Source organism: Azospirillum sp. UENF 111221, from assembly GCF_058780625.1.
The window spans coordinates 784,688-808,241 of sequence record NZ_JBSNCH010000002.1; the positions used below are offsets into that span (position 1 = coordinate 784,688).

Sequence of the window (23,554 nt, forward strand, 5' to 3'; positions counted from 1 at the left end):
CGGAGCGCCCCGGCTCCGTCCGGTGGACCGGGGCGCTTCTCCCATGCGGCGTCCCGATCCCTACCGTACAATTGGGGGCCTCTCTCGGAATAAATCATTGATATCAAATCATTTTTCCACGCGGTTTTCATCCGGCCGGAATGGCGGAAATCGGGATTTCCAATCCAAATCCGGTTTTGCCGCTGTGACTGCAAGTGCCTGATGCAGCACGGAAAAGACCCTGAGCCAGACCCCGACCAATGATGGGCCGACGCGATTATGACAAAATTGTCATATGTATAGGACTTAAAACCATTTGTCTCTTGATGAAACAACTTTACACAACATGCGTGCAGATATCCAAAAAATGTCCGGATGACAGCTTCAATTTGGATTTTCAAGCTATTGCTATGCGCCAGATAAAGGGTATTTTTACCCACTTTGCACACTCATAGATAATCGATTTCGGCATGGGACCGGGCGGTCTAGCGGTGGGGGATACTATGCGGATTTGGAATGCGAAGGGCGTTGGCGGGAAGAAGGGTTCCGGCATGGCGCGCAAACCGACCCCATCGTTTGCCATGGCGCTGGAGCCGCGCTTCATGTTCGACGCCGCCGGTGCGGCGACGGCGGCAGAGCAGCATGTCCAGCCTGACCAACCGACGCCTGACAGCCAGCCGCATGCCACCGACGCCTTGCAACCCGATGCCGCGGCGACGCCACAGGCACCGGATGCGCCGGCGGCCGACAGGGCGTCTTTCCCCGCTTCAGGCTTGCCCTCGGACGCGCAGCCGCAGAACGAGCAAAGCTACCGGTCGGTGGTGTTCGTCGATACGTCGGTGCCCGACTACCAGACGCTGATCAAGGACATCGCCCCCGATGCCAAGGTCGTCCTGCTCGATCCCCAGAAGGAAGCGCTGGGCCAGATGGCGGACGCCCTGTCCGGGATGTCCGGCCTGGATTCGGTCCAGGTCGTCAGTCACGGCAACGAAGGCCATCTTTATATCTCCGGCCGCTCCTATTGGGCGGACGGCTTGGCGAACCGTGGGCAGGATCTCCAGGCGATCGGCGCCGCGCTGAAGCCCGGCGGCGACATTCTTTTCTATGCCTGCAACGTCGGCGCCGGACAGGCGGGGCAGGAGTTCGTTCAGACGGTCCATCGGCTCACCGGCGCCGACGTGGCGGTGTCCAACGACGAGACCGGCAACGCCGCCGGGCAGAACTGGACGCTGGAGGTGCAGAGCGGAGCCATCGAGGCGACGAATCCCTTCGCCCGCTCCTCCATGGACAGCTTCGCCGGGCGCCTGACAACCGTCGTCGTCACCACGGCGACTGGAACGGGGGCCGGGACGCTGAACAACGCGATCGTGAACGCGGCCGCCGGGGACGTGATCGAGTTCAGCTCGACGCTGACGTCCGGCACGGTTTCCCTGGGCAACACGACGGCCCTCGTGGCGGCGGCGGCTCAGGACTTCACGATCAACGGCGACGTGGATGGCGACGGTATCGCCGATATCACGATCTCCGGCGACAATGGTGACAATACAACAACGTCGAGTGACTACCGGGGCATCTCCTTCAACGCGACAGGCAAGACGCTGACGGTCAAGAATTTGGTCTTCGAGCGATTTTACACCTCGCTTGGTAACCAGGGCCTTCTGACGTTGCAGAACGGGTCTCTCGTAGTGGATGGCGTGACCTTCAAAAATAATTTGAGCAACATCATCGCCACAGCAAATACAGCGACAGATTTGACGGTCAAAAATTCCGTATTTCGTGAGAATTCGAGCGTTGTGGTCGGGACCGCTGCTTTCTCGACGATCAAGTCATTGGTGACAGGAACGACCACGATCGAAAACAGCCTCTTTGTCGACAACACATACCTGATGAATGCTGGCGCAGCCTCGGTCTCTTATCCGGGTGGCGTCATCATGGTGCAAAGCACCACGTCGGCCTTTACGGCCAATATCCGGAACGTCACCATTGCCAACAACAGCTACATCAACAACGATACCGCGGCTGCCGCCATCCAGACCGCGGCGATCGGCACCTATTACGGCGGATCGACGGGCACGGCCACGGTCAATGTCTACAACACGATCATTGCCGGAAACTCGGGAAAACTTGGCACAACGAACTTCTCCGACCCGAACGCAATCATTTACAACAGCGGCAAGGTCACCCTCAACACAGGAAGCAATTACCAGGGCGCCATAACCGGCAACGCGATCTTCGTCGACTCCACCAACGCCACCAAGAGCCTGCGCGACTATCGTCCGGCCTCGACCGCGACGACCTTCCTCAACGCCGGCGACAGCAGCAACACGAACCGCTACGGCGGCAGCTACGACATCCGCGGCATCGACCGCATCCGCGACGGCGCCCTCGACCTCGGCGCCTATGAGGTGCATTGGAACGCGGGCGAGCCGTCGGTCGACCTGAACGGGGCGGGCACCGGTACCGGGGAGTCCGTCACCACCTCCACGCCCTCCTCCGGTGTGCTGATCGCTCCCAATGCCGCCCTGACCCAGACGGACAGCGACACGCGCCTGCTCGGCGCCACCATCACCCTATCCGGCACGTCGGACGGCGCGGCGGAAGTCCTGAGCATGCTTACGGCATCCGTGGCGACGGCCAAGACCTACGGAATCAGTGTTTCCGGCAACAACTCGTCGACGATCACCCTGCGGGGCGCCGCCAGCGTGGCGGGGTATCAGGCGGTGATCCAGCTGATCCAGTACAAGAACACCGCCGGCAGCGCCACCGCGGGCACCCGCACCGCGACGATCACCGTCAACGACGGCGAAACGACCAGCACCGCGCGGACCAGCCAGATCACCGTCGGCGGCGGCGGCTCCTCCAACGGCCCACCGGTGAACAGCGTGGTGCCGGGCGTGACGGGCACGGCGACGGTGGGCAACGCCCTGACCGGGGGAACAGGCAACTGGAGCGACCCGGACGGCGACACGCTGAGCTACAGCTATCAATGGTACCGGGCCGACGACAACAGCGGCACCAACCTGACCCTGATCAGCGGAGCGACCAGCGCCAGCTACACGCTGACGACGTCCGACGCGCACAAATATCTGCGGGTGGCGGTGGTCGCCAACGACGGCAACTCCAACACGACGACCGCCTATTCGGCCTACACCGCCATCACCAACAGCGCGCCGGTGAACAGCGTGGTGCCGAGCGTGTCGGGCACGGCGACGGTCGGCAACGCATTGAGCACCACCAACGGCACTTGGAGCGATGCCGACGGCGATGGCCGGACCTACAGCTACCAATGGTACCGGGCAGACGACAACAGCGGCACCAACCTGACCGCGATCAGCGGTGCGACCAGCGCCAGCTACACACTGACGACGTCCGATGCCCACAAGTATCTGCGCGTGGTGGTCACCGCCAACGATGGACAGGGCGGCACCCAGACGGCGACCGCTGCCTACACCGCCATCACCAACAGCGCGCCGGTGAACAGCGTGGTGCCGAGCGTGTCGGGCACGGCGACGGTCGGCAACGCGTTGAGCACCACCAACGGCACTTGGAGCGATGCCGACGGCGATGGCCGGACCTACAGCTACCAATGGTACCGGGCCGACGACAACAGCGGCACCAACCTGACCGCGATCAGCGGCGCGACGAGTTCCAGCTACACGCTGACCAGCTCAGACGGCCACAAGTACCTGCGCGTGGTGGTGACCGCCAACGACGGACAGGGCGGCACCCAGACGGCCACGTCGGTCTACTCGTCGCAGGTTGCGGCAGCGGGCAACGGCCCACCGGTAAACAGCGTGGCGCCGGGCGTGACGGGCACGGCGACGGTGGGCAACGCCCTGACCGGGGGAACAGGCAACTGGAGCGACCCGGACGGCGACACGCTGAGCTACAGCTATCAATGGTACCGGGCCGACGACAACAGCGGCACCAACCTGACCCTGATCAGCGGAGCGACCAGCGCCAGCTACACGCTGACGACGTCCGACGCGCACAAATATCTGCGGGTGGCGGTGGTCGCCAACGACGGCAACTCCAACACGACGACCGCCTATTCGGCCTACACCGCCATCACCAACAGCGCGCCGGTGAACAGCGTGGTGCCGAGCGTGTCGGGCACGGCGACGGTCGGCAACGCATTGAGCACCACCAACGGCACTTGGAGCGATGCCGACGGCGATGGCCGGACCTACAGTTACCAATGGTACCGGGCAGACGACAACAGCGGCACCAACCTGACCGCGATCAGCGGTGCGACCAGCGCCAGCTACACACTGACCACGTCCGATGCCCACAAGTATCTGCGCGTGGTGGTCACCGCCAACGATGGACAGGGCGGCACCCAGACGGCGACCGCTGCCTACACCGCCATCACCAACAGCGCGCCGGTGAACAGCGTGGTGCCGAGCGTGTCGGGCACGGCGACGGTCGGCAACGCATTGAGCACCACCAACGGCACTTGGAGCGATGCCGACGGCGATGGCCGGACCTACAGCTACCAATGGTACCGGGCCGACGACAACAGCGGCACCAACCTGACCGCGATCAGCGGTGCGACCAGCGCCAGCTACACACTGACGACGTCCGATGCCCACAAGTATCTGCGCGTGGTGGTCACCGCCAACGATGGACAGGGCGGCACCCAGACGGCGACCGCTGCCTACACCGCCATCACCAACAGCGCGCCGGTGAACAGCGTGGTGCCGAGCGTGTCGGGCACGGCGACGGTCGGCAACGCGTTGAGCACCACCAACGGCACTTGGAGCGATGCCGACGGCGATGGCCGGACCTACAGCTACCAATGGTACCGGGCCGACGACAACAGCGGCACCAACCTGACCGCGATCAGCGGTGCGACCAGCGCCAGCTACACACTGACCACGTCCGATGCCCACAAGTATCTGCGCGTGGTGGTCACCGCCAACGATGGACAGGGCGGCACCCAGACGGCGACCGCTGCCTACACCGCCATCACCAACAGCGCGCCGGTGAACAGCGTGGTGCCGAGCGTGTCGGGCACGGCGACGGTGGGCAACGCGTTGAGCACCACCAACGGCACCTGGAGCGATGCCGACGGCGATGGCCGGACCTACAGTTACCAATGGTACCGGGCCGACGACAACAGCGGCACCAACCTGACCGCGATCAGCGGCGCGACGAGTTCCAGCTACACGCTGAGCAGTTCGGACGGCCACAAGTACCTGCGCGTGGTGGTGACCGCCAACGATGGACAGGGCGGCACCCAGACGGCGACCTCGGCCTACACCGCCATCACCAACAGCGCACCGGTCTTCACCTCGTCCACCAGCGCCAGCCTGAGCATCTATGACGGAACCAATGCCGCGGTGATCACCGCGGCGGCAAGCGATGCGGAGAACGACACCCGCAGCTACAGCCTGGTCAGCGTCAACAGCGTCTCCAGCGGCGGTGATTTCGCGAAATTCGCTATCGACGGGTCCACCGGCGCGCTGACCGCGGTCAACGCCGCCAACCTGACGGCCGGCAGCTACACGGTCGTGGTCCGTGCGGATGACGGCCATGGCGGCACCACCGACCAGACCGTCACCGTCACCGTCGCCGGGGATCTGGTGGTGACGGTCAACGCCATAGATTCCAGCGCCCCCACCGGCACCTATTCGTCGGACGTGGCGGATGGCGGCGGTCTCGACCTGTACGAGGCCCTGGCCATCGCCAACAACCAGTCCGGACCGATCACCATCCGGTTTGCCTCCAGCCTGTCCGGCACCATCACGCTGGGCGGCACCTACACGGTGCGCGACGGCGTCACCCTGGCGATGGATAGCAGCGGCAACAGCCGCTCGCTGACCATCACCGGCAACGGCTTTACGCTGGGCAGCGGTCTGGGCATCAGCGTCGCCACGGGCGACATGCTGACGATCAACTCCACCCTGGCCGACGACGGCACCGTCACCTCGGCCCTGAGCAAGAGCGGGGACGGCAGGCTGGTGCTGGGCGGCACCAACAACACGACGTCCGGCGGCACCTCGGGCACCGGGCTGAACACCATCAGCGTCACGGCGGGCACCCTGGGGATCGGCTCCGACAGCAATCTGGGAACCGGCACGGTCACGCTGAACGGCGGCACGCTGCTGCTCAGCAACCTCGGCGGCGGCACGGTGGACAACGACATCGCGCTGGGGTCGTCGAACGGCACGGTCAATGTCGCCAGCTCGGCCGCCATCCTGTCGGGCGCCATCACCGGCAGCGGGTCGCTGGCCAAGACCGGCGGCCAGCTGCTGACGCTGAGCGGGAGCAACAGCTATTCGGGCGGCACCACGGTCAGCGGGGCGAACGGCCTTTCGGTGACCGGTTCGGACAATCTGGGCAGCGGCGCCGTCACCTTGAACACGACGCTGAAGATCACCGGCGCCAGCACCACGGTCACCAACGCCATCGTCATCAACAACGATGCGGCGATCATCTCCAACGCGAGCGCGGTGACGCTGTCGGGGGTGATCTCCGGCACGAACGCCGTCGAGAAACAGGGGGCCGGCGCCCTGACGCTCGGCGGCACCAACACCCATACCGGCAACTGGGCGATCTCGGCCGGCACGCTGATCGCCTCGGGCGGGTCGGCGATCGGCGATTCCAGCTCCGTCACCCTCAGCGGCTCCGGCGTGTTCCGGGTCAGCGCCAGCGAGACGGTCGGCGCGCTGACCGGCAACAGCAGCGCCTCCACCGACGTCACCATCGACAACGGCATGGTCCTGACTGCCACCTATGGCAGCAACGCCACCATGGCGGGCGTGATCGGCGGACTGGGCGGCTTCACCAAGGCGGGCAGCGGCACGCTGACCCTGTCCGGGGCCAACAGCTACAGCGGCGCGACCACCCTGTCGGGCGGCGGGCTGACGGTGTCGGGCGGGTCGGCGATCGGCGACAGCAGCGCGGTGTCCGTCGCCACCGGCACCACCCTGACCCTGTCGAGCGACGAGACCATCGGTTCGCTGAGCGGATCCGGCACGGTGGCGATCGGCGCCAACACCCTGACCACCGGGGTGAACAACAGCTCGACCACCTTCTCCGGCACCCTGACCGGCAGCGGTGCCTTCAGTCTCGACGGCAGCGGCACGATGACGCTGTCGGGCTCCAACAGCGGCGGCTTCAGCGGAGAGATGAGGGTGCGGAGCGGCGGCACGCTGAGCGTGGCCGGCGACGACAACCTGGGCGCCGGCACGGTGACGCTGAACGGCGGCACGCTGACGGTGACCGGGGCTGGCACCATCGACAACGCCTTCGACACCGGGGTCAACGGTGCCACCATCGACACCGGCGTCGCCGTGACGCTGTCTGGCGCCATCGGCGGCAACGACGGACTGACCAAGACGGGCAGCGGCACGCTGACCCTGTCGGGCACCAGCAGCTACGCCGGACCGACCACCGTGTCGGTGGGCACCCTGCTGGTGACCGGGGCGCTCGGCGGCACCAGCGCCGTCTCGGTGGCGTCGGGGGCGACGCTGGGAGGCACCGGCTCGATCTTCGCCGCCAGCTCGTCCAACACGCTGACGGTCGCGTCCGGCGCCACCCTGGCGCCCGGTATCGCCGGGACCAACAACGGCGTCGGCAGCCTGACCGTCAACGGCAACCTGTCGCTGAGCGGCACCCTGGCGGTCGAGATCGCCGGCACCACCACCGCCGGCACCGACTACGACCAGGTGATCGTCAGCGGCGGCGTCACGCTGTCCAGCGGCTCCAGCGCCATCACCGTCACCCGCGTCAACGGCTTCGCCGCGACCAACGCCAGCTACAGGGTGATCGACCAGACCGGCGCCGGCACGCTGTCCAACACGCTGTCGGGGTTGGCGCAGGGCGCCACCATGACCAGCAACGGCGACCTCTATACGGTCGACTATGCCGGCGGCACCGGCAACGACCTGGTGCTGAACGGCATCGTCAACCCGACCGTCTCGTCGGTCAGCGCCAGCACCGCCGACGGCAGCTACAAGGCCGGCGACACCATCTCGATCACCATCACCTTCAACCGGGCGGTGACGGTGACCGGCACGCCGACCCTGGCGCTCGGCACCGGGCGGACGGCCACCTATTCCAGCGGGTCGGGCGGCACGACCCTGACCTTCACCTACACGGTGCAGGCCGGCGATACGTCGGCCGACCTCGACTGCGCCTCCACCGCTGCGCTGACGCTGAACGGCGGCACGATCGCCGACAGCTCCACCAGCCTGGCGGCCATCCTCACCCTGGCGGCGCCGGGGGCGGCGAACTCGCTGGGCGCCAACAAGGCGATCATCGTCGACACCACGGCGCCGGGCGCGCCGACCGCCCCGGACATGACGGCGGGCACCGACAGCGGCGGCTCGAGCACCGACAACGTCACCAGCAACACCACGCCGACCTTCACCGGCACGGCGGAGCCCAACAGCACGGTGACGCTGTACGACACCGACGGCACCACGGTGCTGGGCACCGGCACCACCGACGGTTCCGGCAACTATTCGGTCACCGCCACCACGGCGCTGACGCCGGGAACCCACACCCTCACCGTCAAGGCGACGGACGCGGCCGGCAACGTCTCCAGCGTCTCGGGCGGGCTGTCGGTCACCATCGACACCAGCGCGCCGGCGACACCGGGCACGCCGGTCCTGCCGGCGGCGAGCGACACCGGCATCTCCGCCAGCGACGGCATCACCAGGACCACCACCCCGACGATCACCGGCACGGCGGAGCCCAACAGCACGGTGACGCTGTACGACACCGACGGCACCACGGTGCTGGGCACCGGCACGGCGGACGGCTCCGGCAATTATTCGGTCACCGTCGCCACCGCCCTGTCGACCGGGCCGCACACCCTCACCGTCAAGGCGACGGACGCAGCCGGCAACGTCTCCCCCGCCTCGGGCGGGCTGTCGGTGACGGTGGACAGCACGGCGCCGACGGTGACGGGCGTCACCTCCTCCACCGCCGACGGCAGCTACAAGGCCGGCGACACCATCTCGATCCAGGTCAGCCTGTCCGAGACGGTGATCGTCAACGGCACCCCGACCATCACGCTGAGCAACGGGCGGACCGCCACCTACAGCGGCGGCTCGGGGACCGGCACACTGACCTTCACCTACACGGTGCAGGCCGGCGACACCGCCGCCGACCTCGACTACGCCTCCACCGGCGCGCTGGCGCTGAACGGCGGCACGATCACCGACACCGCCGGCAATGACGCGGCGACGACCCTGCCGGCGGTCGGCGGCGGATCGTCGCTGGGCGGCACCAAGAACATCGTCATCGACACCACGGCGCCGACGGTGTCCTCGGTGTCGGTGCCGACCGGCGGCATCTACAAGGCCGGGGATGTGATGGAGTTCACCGTCGCCTTCAACGAGGCGGTGACGGTGACGGGCAGCCCGATCCTGCCGATCACGCTGGACGACGGCACGGTGGTGCAGGCGGCCTACGTGTCGGGGTCGGGCGGCACCAGCCTGACCTTCCGCTACACGGTGCAGGCGGGCTTGAGCGACAGCGACGGCGTCCGCCTGGTCTCCGCCCTGACCGGCGGCACGATCACCGACCTGGCCGGCAACGCCGCGGTGCGGACGCCGGGCAACGTCGCCGATACCGGCGGCGCCCGCATCGACAGCGTCCCTCCCACCGTCACCAACGTCACCTCCAGCACCGACAACGGCACCTACACCACCGGCCAGACCATCTCGATCCAGGTGAGCTTCAGCGAGGCGGTGGCCGTCAGCGGCACGCCGACGCTGGCGCTGAACACCGGCCGCACCGCCGTCTACAGCAGCGGGGCCGGGACCAGCACGCTGACCTTCACCTACACGGTGCAGGCCGGCGACACCGCCGCCGACCTGGATGCCATCGGCACCTCGGCCCTGGCGGGATCGATCACGGACATTGCCGGCAACGCCGGCATCCTGACCCTGACGATGCCGGGTGACGCGCGGTCGCTGGGGCTGAACAAGGACATCGCCATCGACACCACGGCGCCGGCGATCCGCAGCGTCGTCGTGCCCAACGACGGCGTGTACGGCCTCGGCAAGACGCTGAGCTTCTACATCCAGGCCAGCGAGGTGGTGATCGTCAACGGCACCCCGACGATCACGCTGGACATCGGCGGCCAGACCCGCCAGGCGGTCTACACCCCCGCGGGCAGCAGCGGGACGATCCTGCGTTTCGACTATGTGGTGCAGGCGGGCGACAGCGACGCCGACGGCATCGCCGTCACCGGGCTGAACCTCAACGGCGGCGGCATCGCCGACAAGGCCGGCCTCCCGCTGCCCACGGCGCTGACCGGCCTGCCGGGCCTGCAGAACGTCCTGGTCGACACCGTGGCGCCGGACACCCCCCCGGCCCCGGTGCTGGCGCCCGGGCAGGACACCGGCAGCTCCGCCACCGACGGGGTGACCAGCCTCAACCGCCCGACCCTGGGCGGCACGGCGGAAGCCGGGGCCACCGTCACCGTCCTGGTCGACGGCGTGGCGGTCGGCACCACCATCGCCGGCTCCGACGGCAGCTGGAGCTTCACGCCGGCCACCCCGCTGGCCGACGGCACCCATGCCGTCACCAGCCGGGCGACCGACCGGGCCGGCAACAGCAGCGGCACCTCGGCGGCGCTGACGCTGACCATCGATGCCACGGCGCCGGTGCTGTCGACCCCGGCGATCTCCGGTATCGACAATTCGGCCAACGTCATCGCCACCGGCCGTCCGACCCTGACCGGAAGCGCCGATCCGAACAGCACGGTCACGGTCATCGTCGACGGCGTCACCGTCGGCACAGTCACGACTGGCAGCGACGGGCGCTGGAGCTTCGCGGTCACCGCCCCGCTGGCCGATGGCAGCCACAACGTGGTCACCACCGCCACCGACCGCGCCGGCAACATCGGCCGTTCGGGCACGCTGAGCCTGACGGTCGACACCCAGGCCCCGACGGTGTCCGGCGGCTCTGCCCCGACGCTGACCGCCGGCGGCACGGCGACGCTGGGAACCGCGGTGTCGCTGTCGGACGCCAGCTCGCTGAACCGGGTGACGGTCACCCTGACCGACGCCCGCAGCGGCGACGAGCTGGTGATCGGCGCCCTGCCGGCCGGCATCACCGCGACCCGCGACGGCGCCGGCATCGTGCTGACCGGCGTGGCGTCGGCCGCCGACTATCAGGCGGCGGTGCGGGCGATCGGGCTGCGGTCGAGCGCCAGCGACCCGAGCTTCACCGGCACGGCGACCAGCCGGTCGATCAGCATCCAGGCCCGCGACCTCGTCGGCAACAGCTCCACCGCGACCACGGTGACGGTCGCGGTGGCCCGCGTCACCACCACCACCACGACGACCACCCCCACCGTCAACACGACCAACAGCCCGGCGATCACCACGCCGGTCACCGGCAGCGGCAACGGTCCGTCACAGTCCGGCAGCTCGGCGCTCGGTTCCTCGTCGAACGGCCCGTCCTCCAACGGCTCGTCCTCGGGCAGTGTGCTGGGCGGCAGCGTGTTGGGTGGCGGGTCGGGCCCGAGCCTGCCGGGCGGCGGCAGCGCCGGCAGCGCCGGCATCCCCGGCAGTTCGGCCAGCACGGATGCCGGTCGCTCGGTGACGCTGGGCAGTGTCGGCGGCAGCTCCGCCAGCACGGATGCCGGCCGGTCGGTGACGCTGGGCAGCGTCGGCGGCAGCTCCGCCAGCACGGATGCCGGCCGGTCGGTGACGCTCACCAGCATCGGCGGCAGCTCCTCCGGTTCCGGCAGTTCCAGCAGCGGACTGGGGGGAAGCAGCCTCGGTGGCGGGCTGGGCGGCGGTTTGGTTGGCCTCGGTGGCGGCGGTCTTGGTAGCGGTCTGGGCGGCGGCAGCCTGGGCGGCACGGGCCTCGGCGGCACCGGCGGCACGCTCGGAGGGACCGGCACGGGGACCGGAAGCAACACGGGAACCGCCAGCGGCGGCACCACGACCGGCACGGGCGGCACGACGCGCACCGGCACCAACGGCCAGGGCACTCCCGGCCAGACCGGCATCCAGGGCACCGGCCAGAACAACGGTCAGGGTCAGGGTCAGGGCCAGATTCAGGGCCAAGGCCAGGACCGGGGGACCGGCCTCGGCACCGGGCAGGGCCGCGGCCCGACGGCCGGACAGCCGGGGAACCAGGGCCAACAGGGTCAGCAAGGCCAGGGCCAGCAAGGTCAGGGCCAGGGCGAGCAGCAGGGCCAGCCGCAAAACCAGGGCGCTCCCCAGGATGGCGGCGGCACCCCGGCGGACGGCAGCGGCCGGCCGGCGGAGCGCGGAGCGGACACCCGCGCCGAGATCATGCCGGCCTCCCCCGGCTTCGCCCGTCAGGTCGCCCGCGCCCATGGCGGCCCGACCGGCGCCGCCGACCTGCTGGCCGCACTCGCCAGCCACGTCCTGCCCGACAGCCGGGCCGCCTGACGGCGGCCCGGCTCCCCATCCCCACCCATCCTTCTCACCCGGGGTCTTTCCCGCCGTCCTTCTCATTCCCGCGTCGCTTTTCCCTCATCCAATCCTTTTCCGCCGAACGGAATTGCTCCCGCCATGAAGACTTCGACCGCTCACCTCCGCCGCCGCTTGCTTTCTTCGGTGGTTCCCGTCGCCGTTCTGACGGCATCCCTGCTGGCCGCGGGCTGCGCGGTCAAACCCGAGCCGCTGACGGCCGAGGAGAATCTGGCGCGCGTCCGCAAGGATCTGGGTGTCGTCCTGACCCCGCAGGAGCCGCTGACCAAGGCGGTCTCGATGGACGAGGCGATGGCGCGGGCCATCAAGTACAACCTCGACGAACGGGTGAAGCTGATGGAGGTGGCGGTCGCCACCGACCAGCTGGACCTGTCGCGCTATGACATGCTGCCGCGCGTGGTGGCGGCGGCCGGCTATGTCGGGCGCAACAACGACGCCGGGTCGGAGAGCCTGAACCTCGCCACCGGCCGGCGGACGGGCGAGAGCACCACCGCCACCGACAGGCATCGCCGCACCGGCGACCTCGCCTTCACCTGGAACGTGCTGGACTTCGGCGTCAGCTATCTGCGGGCGCGGCAGAACGCCAATCTGGTGCTGATCGCCGACGAACGCCGCCGCCGCGTCGTCCAGGGCATCATGCAGGACGTGCGCACCGCCTATTGGCGCGCCGTCGCCGCCGAGCGGCTGCTGAAGCGGCTGGCCCCGCTGGAGAAGCGTGTCGAGGGCGCCCGCCGCGATGCCCGCACGCTGGAGGCGCTGCGCGTCCAGGCGCCGCTGCAGGCGCTCAACTACACCCGCACCCTGGTCGAGACGCTGCGCCAGCTGCAGTCGCTGCGCCGCGAGCTGGTGGCGTCGAAGTCGCAGCTGGGCGCGCTGATGGGGCTACCGCCGGGCGAGCCGTTCGAGATCGAGATGCCGGCGGCCAGCGTCATGCAGTCGCCGCCCAAGCTGGATGTCGGCGCCGAAGCGCTGGAGACCTACGCCCTGCTGAACCGGCCGGAGCTGCTGGAGGAGAGCTACAACCAGCGCATCTCCGCCGACGAGACCTGGCGGTCGCTGCTGAAGCTGCTGCCGGGCATCGACGTCAACGCCGCCCTGCGCTACGACAGCAACAGCTTCCTGCTGAACCAGCGCTGGGCCGATTACGGCGCGCGGATCAGCTGGAACCTGATCAATCTGGTGTCGGCCCCCGCCACCAAATCCTACGCCGAGGCGCAGGAGGAGCTGATCGCCTTCCGCCGTCAGGCGCTGAGCATGGCGGTGCTGAGCCAGGTGCATGTGGCGGTGCTTCAGTACCGCGAGCTGAAGCAGGAGTTCGCCCTGACCGCCGAGCAGGCCGACCTCGACACCCGCATCCGCTCGCAATACACCAACGTCGGCGAGGCCGGGCAGGTCGGCGAGCTTGGCGTGATCCAGTCGGAGGTGACGGCGCTGCTGTCCGACCTGCGCCGCGACCTGGTGCTGGCCGACCTGCACAACGCCTATGCCCGCGTGATGGTGTCGGCCGGCGTCGACCCGCTGCCCGAGACGATGGCCGCCGACGACCTGCCCACCCTGACCCAGGCGGTGAGCCGGGGCCTCTCCTCCTGGCAGGACCGGGCCAACAGCGTGATGCGCGTCAAGGACCTGATGGCTGCGCCCAAGACCGCCGCCCAGGAAGCCCCGAAGCCGGAGCCGGTCAAGCAGGACGCGGTGAAACAGGAGCCGGTCAACAAGCCGGTTCCGGTCGCGACCGTCCCCACCCCCACTCCGGCCCCCGCCCCTGCTCCCGTCGCAGCCGAGCCGGCGCCGAAGGCCGCCGCGGCCGAACCGGCTCCGGCCGCCGCGCCTGTCGTGCCGGCCTCCTCCGCAGCGCAGGCGCCCGCTTCCTCTCCCGCTCCTGCCCCGGTGCCGGTTCCCGCTCCGGTTCAGGCTGCCGTTTCCACTCCTGCCCCGGTGGCACCAGCCGCCGCCCAGGTCGCCGCACCGGTTGCGACGGCCTCCTTCTCTCCCGTCATCCAGGCTGAACTCGGGGCTTACGCAAGCCACAGGCTTGCCGAGAAGGAATGGGGTATCATCGCCAAACGCCTGGAAACGGAGGGCAGCGGGGTTGGCGCCCTGTATGTCGCCAGCCGGCGCAGCCAAGACGGCAAGACCATCGTCCAACTGCGCGCAGGCGGTTTCACCGACCGCGCCGCGGCCGAACGGTTCTGCCATCGTGTGAAGGATAGTCAGCGGGAATGCACTGTTCGTACCCTTTCGGCCCAAGAGCAGCAGTCCGACAGCCAGACCGCCGATCGGCTCGCGTCGCTGTGATCCGTCCCGGTGGTCGTCCCCGTGGCTGGCCCGGCATTGCTGCCGGCGCCGCTCTCCTGATCGCGCTGGTGGGTGGGGGCCTCGCCTCCACCCCGGCGGTGGCTCAGGACGCGTCCCAGGGGCAGGTCCGCGCCCTGATCGAGGCCCGGCGGCACGCCGTCCTCTCCTCCGAGATCCCCGGCCGCATCGCCCGCATGAGCGTCGATGCCGGCCAGAGCTTCAAGGCCGGCGAGCTGCTGGTCGGCTTCGACTGCTCCAGCTATCAGGCGGAACTGGACGGCGCCCGCGCCCAGCTGAACGCGGCCGAGGTGACGGCGCGGGTCAACCGGCGCCTGAACAGCCTGCGCTCCATCGGCGAGGCGGAGGTGCAGCTGGCCGAGGCCAAGGCCCAGGTCGCCCGCGCCGACGTCCGCAAGGCCGAGGTGCAGGCCCGGCGCTGCGACGTCAAGGCGCCCTTCGACGGCCGGGTGGTCGAACGCCGCATCCAGGAGCATGAGTCGGTCGCCGCCGGCGCGCCGCTGCTGGAGATCCTGTCCGACCGCGACCTGAAGGTGGAGCTGATCGTTCCCTCCTCCTGGCTGGTGTGGCTGAGGCCGGGGCAGCGCTTCGACCTGCGCGTCGACGAAACCGGCGCCACCCTGCCCGGCGAGGTCGTGCTGCCCGGTGCCAAGGTCGATCCGGCCAGCCAGTCGGTGAAGGTCACCGCCAAGCTGACCGGCGAGGGCGTTCCGTCCGGCATGATCGCCGGCATGAGCGGCACCGCCATCTTCCCCGAGCCCGCGCTGTCTTCTCTGCCGACCGGGAACCAAGGGGCTGGAAATCAGGGCGGCGCCCCCAGACCCGGAACTGCGAAGCCATGAGCACAGCCATGGCCCAGACCCCGCCCCAGCAGGCGGCTCCGCCGCAAGGGACGCCGCAGGGGACGCCGCAGGGAGGCGCGCAGCCCGTCAACGGCCTGCTGATGCTGCTGGAGTTGCAGCGGCAGGCCTGGCGGCAGGCGACGGCGCCGGAGCTGCGCTATCACATCGTCAACCGAACCCGCCGGCTGATCGCCTATCGCCAAGCGGCCTTCCTGACGGTGGGCGAGCGCGGACGGGCGACGCTGGGGGCGGTGTCCAACATCGCGGTGCTGGAGCCGAACGCCCCCTTCGCCCAATGGCTGGAGGAAGCGGTGCGCGCCGTCGCCACCGGGCACGACGCCAACAGCGTCCACGTCGTCGATCCCGCCGCCCTGCCCGCCTCCGTGCGCAGCGCCTGGGGGGAATGGGGACTGGCGCAGGTGCTGTGGTGCCCGCTGCGCAAGCCGCAATCCCCGCAGGAGGCGCCCCGGGAAGCCCCTGGGGGAACGGCGCCCGCCGCCGCCGCGGAAAAGGCAGCACCGCCGCTGGCCGGCCTGTGGCTCGGCCGTGACGAGCCCTGGACCGACGGCGAAATCCTGTTGCTGAGCCATCTGGCCGAAGGCTACGGCCATGCCTGGTGGGCGCTGTCGGGCAAGCGGACGAAGCGGCACGGGCTGCGTCGGACCCTGCTGCCGCTGCTGGCGCTGCTGGCCGTCGCCGGCGCGCTCGCCATCCCGGTGCCGATGTCGACCCTGGCCCCGGCCGAGATCCAGACCAGCAATCCGGTGATCGTCGCCGCCCCGCTGGACGGTGTGATCGAGCGGTTCCATGTGCAGCCAAACCAGCCGGTGGCGGCCGGCCAGCCCCTGTTCAGCTTCGAGTCCACCGTCCTGCGCAGCCGCTTCGAGGTGGCGCGCAAGGGGCTGACCCAGGCGGAGGCCGAACTGCTGACCGCCTCGCAGGCCGCCTTCGCCGACCCGCAGACCAAGGCGCGCATCGCCCAGCTCCGCGCCCAGGTGGAGTTGCGCCGCGCCGAGATGGCGCTCGCCCGTGACCTGCTGGAGCGGGTGACGGTGAAGGCCGAGCGCGCCGGCATCGCCGTCTTCACCGACGTCAACGACTGGCTGGGCAAGCCGGTGTCGGTGGGCGAGCGCGTGCTGACCCTGGCCGACCCGCAGGCGCCGGAGATCGACATCATGGTGCCGGTCGGCGACGCCCTGGTGCTGGAGCCGGGTTCCCCGGTGGAGCTGTTCCTGAACGTCGATCCGCTCCACCCGCTGCGGGCGCGGTTGACCCATGCCAGCTACGAAGCCGGCCTGTCGGCCGCCGGCGTGCTGTCCTACCGGGTCAAGGCGGCACTGGACGCAGGAGAGGCCCCGCCCCGCATCGGCCTGCGCGGCACCGCCAAGATCCTGGGCGACCGCGTGCCGCTGGCGCTTTACCTGTTCCGCCGCCCGCTGGCCCTGCTGCGCCAGTCGCTGGGCATCTGAGGCAGCCCTCCCAAGGCAAACCCGACGGCAAACCCGAGGACTCCCGTGTCCATCGCCCTCACCCCTTCCGCCGGCTCCTCCACCGAAGGCCCCTCCACCGGAGGCCATGCCGCCAGCTTCGCCCCGGCCGACCCGCTGGCGTCCCTGCGGCTGCCGGGGTTGCGCGACGACCTGGCCCTGCTGCCGGCGCCGGCGGGACAGGACGGGGCGCCGGGCTGGACCATCCACGACCCGGTGCGCAACCGCTATTTCCGCATCGGGCCGGAAGGCTTCGCGCTGATCGCCCACTGGCACCATGCCAACCCGCGCACCATCGCCGCGGCGGTGGCGGAGCAGAGCCTGTTCGAGCCGACGGCCGAGGACGTGATCGGCTTCTACCAGTTCCTGGCGGCCAACAACCTGACCGTCACGACCGACACCGCCTTTCTGGCGCGGCAGGCGGCGGCGCGGCACACCGGCTGGTTCTGGTGGCTGGTCCACAACTACCTGTTCTTCCGCATCCCGCTGGTGCGGCCGGACTGCTTCCTGTCGGCGACGGTGGGGCTGGTGGCGCCGCTCTACAGCCGGGCCTGGATGGTCCTGGTGCTGCTGACCGCGCTCCTGGCCGGGCTGCTGGTGGCGCGGCAGTGGGATGCCTTCCTGCACACCTTCCAGCATTTCTTTTCGCCCGAAGGGCTGGCGCTCTACGGCGTCACCCTGCTGGGCACCAAGATCTGCCACGAGCTTGGCCATGCCTACACCGCCAAGCGCTTCGGCTGCCGGGTGCCGACCATGGGGGTGGCTTTCCTGGTGATGTGGCCGGTGCTCTACACCGACACCACCGACGCCTGGAGGCTGGTGTCGCGCCGGCAGCGGCTGGCGGTGGGAGCCGCCGGCATGGCCACCGAGCTGACGATCGCCGTCTTCGCCACGCTGGCCTGGAGCTTCCTGCCCGACGGACCGCTGCGCAGCGCCGCCTATTTCCTGGCGACGGTCAGCTGGGTCACCACGCTGGCGATCAACCTCAGCCCCTTCATGCGCTTCGACGGCTATTACCTGCTGTCCGACGCGCTGGACGTGCCCAACCTGCAGGATCGCGCCTTCGCCATGGCGCGCTGGAAGCTGCGGGAGTGGCTGTTCGGCCTCGGCATGGCTCCGCCGGAGGAGATGCCGGCGGGGCGGCGGCGCATCCTGCTGGCCTATTCCTACGCCACCTGGGTCTACCGGCTGGTGCTGTTCCTCGGCATCGCGCTGCTGGTCTACCACGTCGCCATCAAGGTTCTGGGGATCCTGTTGTTCGTCATCGAGATCGGCTGGTTCGTCGCGCGTCCCTTCCTGACCGAGGCCAAGGCCTGGTGGTCTCTGCGCGACCGTTTCCATATGAACCTGCGCACCGGGCTGACGCTGGCCGGGCTGGCGGCGGCGGTCGGACTGACCCTGCTGCCGGTGACCGCCACCGTGTCGGTGCCGGTGGTCTGGCGGGCGTCGGGGTTCGCCACCGTCTACGCCCCCTTCCCCGCCCGGCTGGAGGAGACGCTGGTCGCCCGCGGCCAGAGCGTGGTGGAGGGCGAACCGCTGTTCCGCCTGACCGCTCCCGACCTGGAGGGCAAGCTGCGGCAGGCCGAACTGCGCATCGACTGGATGCAGGAGCAGATCGCCCGCCTGACCGCCAGCCGCGAGCAGCTCGACCGCGTGCGGGCGATGGAGGAGGATCTGGCCGCCGCCCTGGCCGAGCGGCAGGGCATTCTCGACAGCCGCGACCGGCTGGTGGTGCGCGCTCCCCTGTCGGGCACCGTGCGCGACATGGAGGATGCGCTGATCCCCGGCCGCTGGATCGGTCCGAAACTGCCGCTGGCGATGGTGGTGGCGCCGGGCAGCGGCGAGCTGGTCGGCTATGTCGGCGAAGGCGATTTCGACCGGCTGAGCCCGGGGGCCGGAGCACAGTTCCACCCCGACGATCCACTGGCCCCCCGGCGCGCGGCGACGGTGCGCGCGGTCGACCCGGTCGCCGTGTCGGTTCTGGACGTGCCGGCACTGGCCTCGGTCAATGGCGGGCCGGTGGCGGTGGAGGGGCAGGCGGGCTCCCAGCCGGGCCAGCAGCCCCATGGCGGCTCCACCCGCAGCGCGCTCGCCCCTGTGGAGGCGGTCTACCGCATCACCCTGGCCGTCGAACCGGTGAGTGCCGGGCCGGGCGCAGCCGGCGCACAGGACGGGCCGGAGCGCGTCACCCGCGGCATCGTCCGCGTGGCGGGCGAGGCCCGCAGCATCGCCGAACGCTTCTGGCGCATGGCCGCATCGGTGCTGATCCGCGAGACGGGGTTCTGAAGCTTGGGCCCGCCTGAAATCCCGCCGCTGGTGGAAGCGTTGATCTGGAAAGCCCATGCCCATAAAGTGCTTCCGGCTTTCAGCGACGGATCGGCGGACCATGGCTCTTCAAAAATTCAACATCGTTGCTTCGAATGGAACGACGTTCTTTTTGCAGCTCGATCCGCAGGATATGGCCCAGCGTGACGTCATCGCCCATTTCCTTGGCGGCCAGATGTACGAACACGAAACGTCGCTGCTGTTCCTGAAGGTTCTTCGCTCCGGCGATACCGCCGTCGATGTCGGCGGCAATGCCGGCTATTTCACCATGCTTGCCGCGACCGCGGTGGGCGCACAGGGACGCGTGGTCACCGCCGAGGCCAATCCCGGACTGGCGGCCCTGATCCGCGACAGCGCCGCGCTGAACGATGTCTCGCATCTTTTCATCGAAAACGTTGCGATCAGCGATCGCAACGGAGAGATCGTCTTCGGATCGAACGGGACCAACGACAGCAATGGCGGCGTCGTGCCCGAGAAGACGCCGGGAGAAGCGCTGGAAAGCAACGAGTCCATCACGCAGTTCGTCGCCCGCGCCGAGACGCTCGACAGTCTGGCGGAGCGGCACGGGCTTGAGCGCATCCGCCTGCTGAAGATCGACACCGAGGGACATGAGTTGAATGTCCTGAAGGGCGCCGAAGGGCTTCTTCACGGGAAGAGGATCGACTTCATCGCCGCCGAACTCAACCTTCCCGGTCTGGCAAGGAACCGCACGAACCAGCACGAGCTGCGCCGGTTCATGGTGGAGCACGGCTATCACATGTTCCTGCTCGACCATGGCGGAGCCCTGCCCCGCCTCGTGCCGCCCGGAAGCGAGGTCAGGCAGACCTACACCTGCAACGTCCTGTTCTCCCGCATCGAAACGGTTGCCGGGGTCTGGGACAGCGTGGCGAACGAGCCTGCCGCCGTCAGCATCGCCAAACGCTGAAGCCTGCTCCTCCTATCAGCCTCCTGCCGCCAGCATCCCATCGCCGTCCACGGCAAACCCCGCCGTGGACGGGCGGACATAGCCGATCGGGTTGGGGCGCGGCTCGTTGCGGCCATACTGGATGAAGTGGACCAGAGCCTGCTGCTGGTCGCTGCCGAAAGCGCGCTGGAGGTCGGGGTTGGCCATCAGATAGGCAAGCGCGTTGAATTGGGTCGGCCGCCCGGCCGCCTGTCCGGTCGACTGGTAATGGGCGGTGGCGGCGGCGGTGTCGGTGCCGAAGGTTGCCGCCAGATCCGGGTTGGCGGCCAGATAGCTCAGCGCATCGAAGCCGGCGGCGTCGCGCCGCGGCGTGTTGCCGTAGAGGACGACATAGAGCTTCACCTGCTGCTCGCTGCCCAGGAAGACGCTCAGCAGATCCGGGTTGGCCAGCAGATAGTCGTGGGTGTTGAAGCTGGTGCTGCGGTTCTCCAGCCGGCCATAGCGGATGTAATGCTCCTCCGCCCGCACGGGATCGTTGCCGATGACGGCGGCGAGGTCGCGGTTGGCCGCCAGATAGGAGAGCGCGTCGAAACTGGTGCTGCGCCCCTCCCGCCGGCCGCTGGACAGGTAATGGCCGGCCGCCCGCGCGGTGTCGGTGCCGAAGGCGGCGGCAAGGTCGGGGTTGGCGGCCAGATAGGCCAGGCTGTCGAAGGTGATGCCGCGCCCCTCGGCCCGGCCGGCGGTCACGTAATGGCGGGCCGCCGCCGACGGGTCCAGCCCGAAGGCCGACGCCAGATCCGGGTTCGACACCAGATAGCCGTAGCCGTCGAACCGGGTGCTGCGCCCCTCCCGCTGGCCGCTGGACAGATAATGGCGGGTGGCGGCCGTGGTGTCGGTGCCGAAGACGGCGGCGAGGTCGGGGTTGGCGGCGAGATAGGCCAGCGGGTCGAAGCTGCCGGCCGACCGCCCTTCCCGGCGGCCCAGGGTCAGATAATGGCGGCTCGCCGCCGCAAGGTCGTAGCCGAAGGCCGCCACCAGATCGGGATTGGCGGCGAGGTAGGAGAGCGGGTCGAAGGACCGGGCCGCCCGCCCCTCCGCCCGGCCGACGGACAGGTAATGCGCACGCGCCGCCGCGGCGTCGGTGCCGAAGACGGCGGCAAGGTCGGGATTGGAGGCGAGATAGGCCAGCGGGTCGAAGCCGGCCATCGTCTCGGCCAGCGTGGTCACCCGCAAGGTCACGGTCTGGCCGCTGACCGCCCCCTGGCTGTCGGTGACGGTGTAGGCGAAGGACCCCGGCGACGCCGGGGTGCCGGATGATGCCTGATAGGTCAGGCCGGCCAGATCGGCCACCCCCAGCGTCACCCCGGCCGTGACGGCGGTGCCGTTGGCGAGCCGGAGCGTGCCGGCGGACGGCAGGCGGACCAGCGTCACCGTCATGCTGTCGCCGTCGTCCGGGTCGCTCGGCCGGTCGATGCCGAGAGCGATGGCCGGCCCGGCCTCCAGGGCGGTCAGGGTCTTGTCGCCCTGGACGGCCGGCGGCCGGTTGGCCGGTCGCGAGGCGATGGTGAAGCCGATCCAACGGCTCCACGCCACGCCGTTGTAGGCGCGCACCGACAGCTCGTCGATGCCGGGCAGGGTGGAGGCGGCGAAGGTGACGCCGGCGAAGGCCGCCGCGGTCAGCGGCACCGCCGCGCCGGCAGCTTGGGCCGTCCCGCCGACCATGATGGAGCCGGCGCCGCTGGTGTTGTCGACCAGCTCATACTGGGTGACGAGGCCGCCGGCCGGATCGGTCGCCGTGATCAGGCTGGCAATGGCGATGGAGGAACCGATGGAAACCCGGCCGGCCCTGGCGGCGACCGCCGGAGGCAGCAGGCTGATGCGGGTGTCGGCGAACAGGGCGAATTCGACGTCGGTCAGCGTGTCGGTGCCCTCGCCGCCGCCGGAAATGGTGGCGCCGTCGGAGGTGACGGTGACGGTGTAGGAGGACCGGCTGCCGTTGTAGACCGCGGTGTCGGTTCCGCCGCCACCCTGCAGCGTGTCGTCGCCGGCCCCGCCGGTCAGCGTGTCGTCACCCGCCCCGCCGATCAGCAGGTTGTTGGCGCCGTTGCCGATCAGGATGTCGTTGCCGCTGCCGCCGATGGCGTTCTCGATGGTGACGCCGGCGGCGATCGACACATTGCCCACCGCCAGCCCGCCCGACCCGTTGGGGCCGATGGAGCTGAAGGCTCCGGGCGTCAGGTCGATGCTGACGGCCGATGCCTGCCCGCCGGCATCGATGGTGTCGGTGCCGCCGGCATCCCAGATGGACTGGCTGACCGCGACCGTGTTGCTGGCGAAGGCATAGCGGTCGTCGCCGATGCGGGTGTTGGTGTTGGCGCCGTACAGGTACTGCGCCGCCGCGATGTCGTACAGCGCCGGCCCCGTCGCCAGCCCGTTCAGACCCAGGCTGGGGTGCCTGTTGTAGGACATGATCGTGTAGCGGTAATTGTCCTCGGCCGAGGACAGGTAGGGCGGTTCGCCCCCGCCGCCGGTGGCGTTGTAGTTGCCGGGATGCTTCAGCCCGATGGCATGCCCGATCTCGTGCAGGATGGTCAGGTAGCCGTAGGTTCCAAGCGTCGGGCTTGTGTTGGCGGCACTGCTGTTGGACAGGTAGATGTCGCCGCCGCCGTCATAGAGCGAGCCGCTCGGATAATAGGCGTAGGCGGCGCTGGAGCTTTGCCGGTTGGTGCCGAGGCGGATCGACCCGCCCTGCCCGCTGTTGGCGCTGTCGGAGGTCTCGACGAAGAAGATGTTGGCGACCGCGCTCCAGGCGGCCAATGCTTGGCGCACCGCGTCGCGCTGCGTGGCGGACAGCGGCGCGAACCCGGTCCCGTCCGAGACGGTGGCGTAGGACGGCAGCTGCTCCATGAAGCTGTAGGTGACGGTTGCCCCGCTGCCGGCGGCACCGCTGCCCCAGCGTGGCGTCCCCGTCGCCAGCAGGGCCGAGACGGTGGCGGAGGCGGCGCCCTGCGGAACCGAACCTTGCGGGTCCGGGGTTGCGGCAATCGGCGCGGCACTCCAGCCGGCGGCATTGCACAGCAGGCAGGAACAGGCAGGCACGGTGCCGGCCGGGGCGTCGGACAGGTCGGAAATGGTGGTCGTCATGGACGGGAGCGGATCCGGGCCGCGGATCTGCGGCTCCGCCACTCTACAACCTTTCATTCCCCAATCGAAAGGGGAGGCAAACCCGGACCTTTTTCTCACCGCCGTGCCTTGGAGGGCGATCGGCCGGAT

7 protein-coding genes are annotated in these 23,554 nt (G+C 69.4%); 6 read left to right on the plus strand and 1 reads right to left on the minus strand.

Features of this window, described 5'->3' with window-relative positions; translation table 11 throughout:
• Nucleotides 1-530: 530 nt before the first annotated feature.
• The 6 genes from ACWPN3_RS08145 to ACWPN3_RS08170 all read left to right on the plus strand — a co-directional run bounded on the left by ACWPN3_RS08145 (nucleotide 531) and on the right by ACWPN3_RS08170 (nucleotide 20,302).
• A complete protein-coding gene (locus tag ACWPN3_RS08145) occupies nucleotides 531-12,368 on the plus strand; it encodes an Ig-like domain-containing protein (protein WP_492261227.1) in 11,838 nt (3,945 codons plus the stop codon).
• A gap of 123 nt (nucleotides 12,369-12,491) precedes the next feature.
• Nucleotides 12,492-14,705, plus strand: coding sequence for a TolC family protein (locus tag ACWPN3_RS08150; RefSeq protein ID WP_492243592.1), 2,214 nt, complete (start codon nucleotides 12,492-12,494; stop codon nucleotides 14,703-14,705).
• Nucleotides 14,702-15,565, plus strand: a complete 864-nt coding sequence (locus ACWPN3_RS08155; protein WP_247872666.1) for an efflux RND transporter periplasmic adaptor subunit — start codon at nucleotides 14,702-14,704, stop codon at nucleotides 15,563-15,565. The genes ACWPN3_RS08150 and ACWPN3_RS08155 overlap by 4 nt, the downstream gene beginning before the upstream one ends.
• On the plus strand, nucleotides 15,562-17,034 hold the full coding sequence (locus ACWPN3_RS08160) for an efflux RND transporter periplasmic adaptor subunit (protein ID WP_492261228.1): 1,473 nt from the start codon (nucleotides 15,562-15,564) through the stop codon (nucleotides 17,032-17,034). The genes ACWPN3_RS08155 and ACWPN3_RS08160 overlap by 4 nt, the downstream gene beginning before the upstream one ends.
• Nucleotides 17,035-17,079: 45 nt before the next feature.
• Entirely contained in the window at nucleotides 17,080-19,338 is a 2,259-nt protein-coding gene (locus ACWPN3_RS08165) for a peptidase (RefSeq protein ID WP_492243589.1), read from the plus strand.
• 100 nt (nucleotides 19,339-19,438) lie between these two features.
• Nucleotides 19,439-20,302, plus strand: coding sequence for an FkbM family methyltransferase (locus ACWPN3_RS08170; protein ID WP_199237383.1), 864 nt, complete (start codon nucleotides 19,439-19,441; stop codon nucleotides 20,300-20,302).
• 15 nt (nucleotides 20,303-20,317) lie between these two features.
• Here the strand turns inward: ACWPN3_RS08170 and ACWPN3_RS08175 are convergent, their stop codons facing one another.
• Nucleotides 20,318-23,425: a M10 family metallopeptidase C-terminal domain-containing protein gene (locus tag ACWPN3_RS08175; protein ID WP_492243588.1), complete on the minus strand. Its 3,108-nt coding sequence runs from the start codon at nucleotides 23,423-23,425 to the stop codon at nucleotides 20,318-20,320.
• Between the last annotated feature and the right edge of the window lie 129 nt (nucleotides 23,426-23,554).